Origin of the sequence: Stenotrophomonas capsici (assembly GCF_034961085.1) — a bacterium.
GTDB lineage: Bacteria > Pseudomonadota > Gammaproteobacteria > Xanthomonadales > Xanthomonadaceae > Stenotrophomonas > Stenotrophomonas capsici.
Genome location: NZ_JAYFUH010000131.1, coordinates 1 through 4,664, shown reverse-complemented (window position 1 = coordinate 4,664; position 4,664 = coordinate 1). Strand labels below are relative to the sequence as shown.

The 4,664-nt window shown below is 66.2% G+C and carries 4 protein-coding genes; 1 reads left to right on the top strand and 3 read right to left on the bottom strand.

The window, feature by feature from the left end; genetic code table 11:
* The coding region (locus VA603_RS10065) for a hypothetical protein (RefSeq protein WP_323438726.1) at nucleotides 1-667 on the bottom strand (667 nt) is incomplete at its 3' end.
* A gap of 221 nt (nucleotides 668-888) precedes the next feature.
* Here VA603_RS10065 and VA603_RS10060 point away from each other — a divergent pair.
* Nucleotides 889-3,735, top strand: a complete 2,847-nt coding sequence (locus VA603_RS10060) for a TonB-dependent receptor domain-containing protein (RefSeq protein WP_323438725.1) — start codon at nucleotides 889-891, stop codon at nucleotides 3,733-3,735.
* A 42-nt stretch (nucleotides 3,736-3,777) separates the two neighbouring features.
* On the opposite strand, the gene VA603_RS10055 is transcribed toward VA603_RS10060, so the two are convergent.
* Together VA603_RS10055 and VA603_RS10050 are read right to left on the bottom strand one after the other, a co-directional pair.
* A complete protein-coding gene (locus VA603_RS10055; protein WP_323438724.1) occupies nucleotides 3,778-4,239 on the bottom strand; it encodes a hypothetical protein in 462 nt (153 codons plus the stop codon).
* Nucleotides 4,240-4,295: 56 nt separating this feature from the next.
* Nucleotides 4,296-4,664, bottom strand: a 369-nt coding sequence (locus VA603_RS10050; protein ID WP_323438723.1) for an SDR family NAD(P)-dependent oxidoreductase, incomplete at its 5' end; no start/stop codon positions are given.

Sequence of the window (4,664 nt, the reverse complement as noted above, 5' to 3'; positions counted from 1 at the left end):
CGAGCACGGCCGGGCGCTTCTCCTGGGTGATGAAATCGCGCAGGCCTGGCGGCAGGTTCGGGTCACGCGTGGCCGGGGTCTGGATGTACTCCACTTCGATGCGGCTGATCGGCTGCGCCTGCGTCACCAGGTTGATCGCCGAGGATTGCTCGTGGACGCTGCGCTTGAGCGCCTGCAGCTGCGCATCGGTGGCCGGCGAGTCGATGTAGGCCACGTAGGAAAGGTTGTTCGGGTAGCTCAGGTTGGCGCTCTTGCGCTTGGGGATGCTGGTGAACACCACGTCCAGCCCATCGATCGGGATGTTCGCCGCCGCGGCCTGCACCAGGTACTCGTCGGCGATGGCGCTGGACAGCACGCCCACCAGCGAATCCCACGAGCCCGCGCCCAGGTTGTAGCCGGCGTAGTCGCGGCCACTGTCACTGAGGTACTGGAAGGTGCCGGTCGGCCCGATGCGCAGGCGGCGCACGCCCGAGCGGCTTTCGGCGGTGACCTTGGTGTGGATGGCGGTCGGCACGCCATCCTGCGCCGATTGCGCCTGGATGGCGGCCTTCTTCTCGACCAGGTAGTCGCGCAACGGCGTGCTCGACGGCGCCGCCGATGCCGGTGGCAGCAGCAACGTCGTGGACAGCACGGTGAGGGCAAGGAACAACGGACGTGCGATGGACATGACAGGCAGGACTCCGCAGCGGGCCGGATGGCCGGATGACTGCCGACTTTCCACGTTGCGCTGAATACGCGGAAATAGCCGATGGCGATGCTGTTATTACCGCCGGCGTCTCCTGCTGGCTGATACCGCCGAGCGCAGGATCTCATGCGATGCGGTCATTATTCAGCGTGTGAACGAGTTCCTAGCATCCGTCGCTCAGCCCGATCAGAGGAAGTGTACGGATGCAGTCCCAGCACGAGCGTCATCGCAAGACCATCAGTCCCGTCATCGCGGGGCACAGCCGTCATCTGCCTGCACGCTCCGTGCTTGCCTGCGTGATCGTCGCTGCGCTGGCCGGTGTGTTGTCGCCGTCGCAGGCCCATGCGCAATCGGCCGAACAGCTGCAGCGTGAGAACGCGCAGTTGAAGGCCGAGATCGCGCGCCTGCGCCAGGCGGCCGGCCTCCCGCTGGAAGCCGGCACCGCAGCGCCGCCGAATACCGCGGCGCAGGCATCGGTCGAGCCGATACCCGCATCGGACGTCGGGGATGCAGCGCTGCTGGATGCGGTGATCGTCAAGAGCGAGCAGATCAAGCAGCAGGCCGCGTCGATCTCGGCGGTCACCGGCGAGGAGCTGGAGAAGTTCCACGTCAACAACTTCCGCGACATCGTCAATCGCATCGGCAACGTGCGCACCTCGTGGCAGAACCCGAACACCGCCTCGATCTTCGTGCGTGGCGTGGGTTGGGCCGCCGGCGCCGGCGTGCTGGAACCCAGCGTCGGCGTCAGCGTGGACGGTGTGGGTCACGGCATCAATGCGATCTCCGCGTTGAGCAACTACCTGGACATCGAGTCGGTGCAGGTGGTGCGTGGGCCCAACGGTACCGAAGGCGGTCGCGCGGCCAACGTGGGGCGTGTGGAGATCACCACCCGCAAACCGAGCTTCACCCCGGAAGCGCGCGCGGCGATCACGCTGGGCGAACGCAACACCACCATCGCCACCGCGGTGGTGGGTGGTGCCATCATCGACCAGAAGCTGGCCTACCGCCTGAGCGTGAACCGCGAGGCGACCGATGGTCCGTTCGACAATGCCAACGACACGCACTACAGCTGGCGCAATACCGACCGCACCAACGTGCGCGCGCAACTGCTGTTCACGCCGAACGACAGGCTGGAAGCCAATCTGTCGGTGGATGTCACCCCGAAGGGCCGCGAGATCTGCGAGAACTGCTTCTGGTTCAACACCAGGACGCCGGCCACCTACGACTGGACCAATCCGGTCACCGGCCAACCGGGGCAGGTGAACTACGCCGAGGATGTGTTCGGCAAGCTGCAGCGGCGCTGGTTCGCGCAGAACCCGAACTACACCATCGATGACTACTACCGTCCGCGCGTCAACACCATCGGCGAGTACCCGAATACCTACAAGACCGCCGGCGTTACCGCCAACGTCGCCTATAAGCTCAGTGACGCCACCACGCTGACCTCGATCACCGGCTGGCGCGATTATGATTTCTCGCAGGGGGCGGGTTCGCATACCGGCTTTGAGTGGTTGCGTGCCCCGCGCGGCACCCAGACCAGTTTCGAGCAGCTCAGCCAGGAGCTGCGCCTGGACAGCCAGTTGAGCGACGGCCTGAGCCTGCGTGCCGGCGGTTTCTACTTCCACGGCAAGTTCCCCAACTACAGCCAGACCGAGCGCTACGGCACCGATGCCGGCGCCTACTACGCCAACGCCGCACAGTACGCCCTGCTCGACCCGATCAACCCGGCATTGCCCAACGCGGTGGATGCCGCCGGCCGGCTGCTGCTGTTCAACTCCACCTACGGGCTGATCACCCAGCGCAAGGAGCGTTACGACAACAAGACGCTGGCGGCGTACTCCAACATCAAGTGGGAGGTCAGCGACGATTTCAGCGTCAACGCGGGCCTGCGTGTCAGCCGCGAGACCCGCAACACCCGCGCCGGCAGCGCGATCCTGGCCGACGGCTTCGCCGGGGAACTGAACCCGGCCAAGGTCAACAACGTCACCTACAACGGGTTTGCCAACGATGCATCCGGCAACCTCGCCGCCGGCAACAACGCCGCGCAGCTGGCACTGGCCGACCTGGTCGCACAGAAGTACTTCGGCGTGGCCACCTACGGCGCGCTGAGCACCAGGCAACGCCAGCAGGTGGCCGCGGCCAAGGCGATCCGCGCCGGCCGCATCGGCAGCTCCTACCTGGAGGTTGCCGCGCCGGAGTACCAGGAGACGCTGTTCAGTGGCGTGCTCGGCGCGAACTACCGCATCAACGACGCGTTGACCGTGTACGGCTCGTACCGCTACGGCGAAAAGCCGGGCATCACCCAGATCGTCGGCGCCACCGCGCTGGGCGGGAAGTCGGTGCCGGCCAAGGCCGAGTCCACCCAGGCCTGGGAGCTGGGCTTCAAGTCGCTGCTGCTCGATGACAAGCTCTCGCTGGCCGGCACCGTGTTCCTGCAGGACATCGACGACTACATCCAGAACACCTTCGTCTACGACGAAGTGCAGACCGCACTGAACAACGACGGCAAGCCGGCCTACGTGGCCGCGCTCGGCAACGTGCCCAAGGTACGCACCCGCGGCCTGGAACTGGACGTGGCCTACTTCGGCATCCCGTACACCACGCTGCGCTTCTCCGGTGCGTACACGGACGCGACCTACCGCAAGTTCCCGCGCGCGCCGAACCCGGCCGAGCTGGGCGGCGGCAATCCGGCCGGCCCGTACTACGACGCCAGCGGCAAGACCCTGCCGGGTGCGCCGAAGGTCAGTGGCAACCTGTTCGCCGATTTCTCGTACCCGCTGGGGCAGGTGTGGGCGTTGCAGTCCAACCTGAACTACAACTACCAGAGCAGCTATTACACCGACACGCTGCTGTCGCGGTACGCCAGGACCGATCCACTGGGCACCACCGATTTCTCGATCGGCCTGGGCCGCCAGGACGGCCGCTTCGCGATCAGCCTGGTGGCCAGGAACCTGTTCGACCAGGACACCGGCGTGCCGCTGACCTGGAACTCGTACAAGCCGGGCATCCCGCGCTGGCTGGGCGTGACGGTGCAGGCGTCGCTGTACTGAGGCGCAGGAAGGCATCGCCGGCCAGGCTGGCCCGTTGAGGGGTCAGCTGGCCGGCTTGAGGTCCACGCCTTCCATCGCCTGTTCAACGCTGTCCGCGTTGCAGCGCACGGTGGCGACGTGGCGACCATTGACCTCCACGTTCACGCCGGCCTGCACTTCGTGCTCGTCGGTCATGCGGTCCACGCTCCAGAACACGTCATAGACCGTGTTGCCGTTGGGCACATTGATCGAATAGGAGATCGCCCGCCCGATGCCTTCCCATTGCCAGGTGGAGGCCTCTTCGCGGCGCACCTTCAGCTGCATTTCCGGGGGCCGTCCAGGCTTGCCGAAGGTGTAGTGCAGCGTATCGCCCGCATCGCACAGCAGCACTTGCTTGCCGTTGGTGGTGTTGCAGGTGAACAGCTGTGTTTCGGCCGCGGCGCAGGTGTTGCTGGCCGCGGCCGGCATGGCGGTGAATGCGGCCGTCAGGGCCAGTGCCGCGACGGCATGTCCGGGGCGTTCCATCTCGCTGCGTCTCCTTGTCTGTGAATGCGTGGTCCGCACGACCGCCGCTGTGGTGGTCAGGCCTGTCGCGCGACCTGGAAGCCGGCGAAGGACTGGCTGACCGGCATCAGTTCCAGGCGGTTGATGTTCAGGTGCGGCGGCAGCGTGGCCACCCAGAAAACCTGCTCGGCGATGTCGGCAGCCGTCATCGGGTCGGCCCCCTTGTACAACTGGTCCGACGCGGCCTGGTTGCCGTGCGTGCGCACCAGGGTGAATTCGGTTTCGGCCATGCCCGGTTCGATCGCAGTCACGCGCACGCCGGTGCCGTGCAGGTCCGAGCGCAGGCCCAGCGAGAACTGGCTCACGAAGGCCTTGGTGCCGCCGTAGGCATTGCCGCCCGGGTACGGGTAGATGGCGGCGGTGGAACTGATGTTGATGATCGCGCC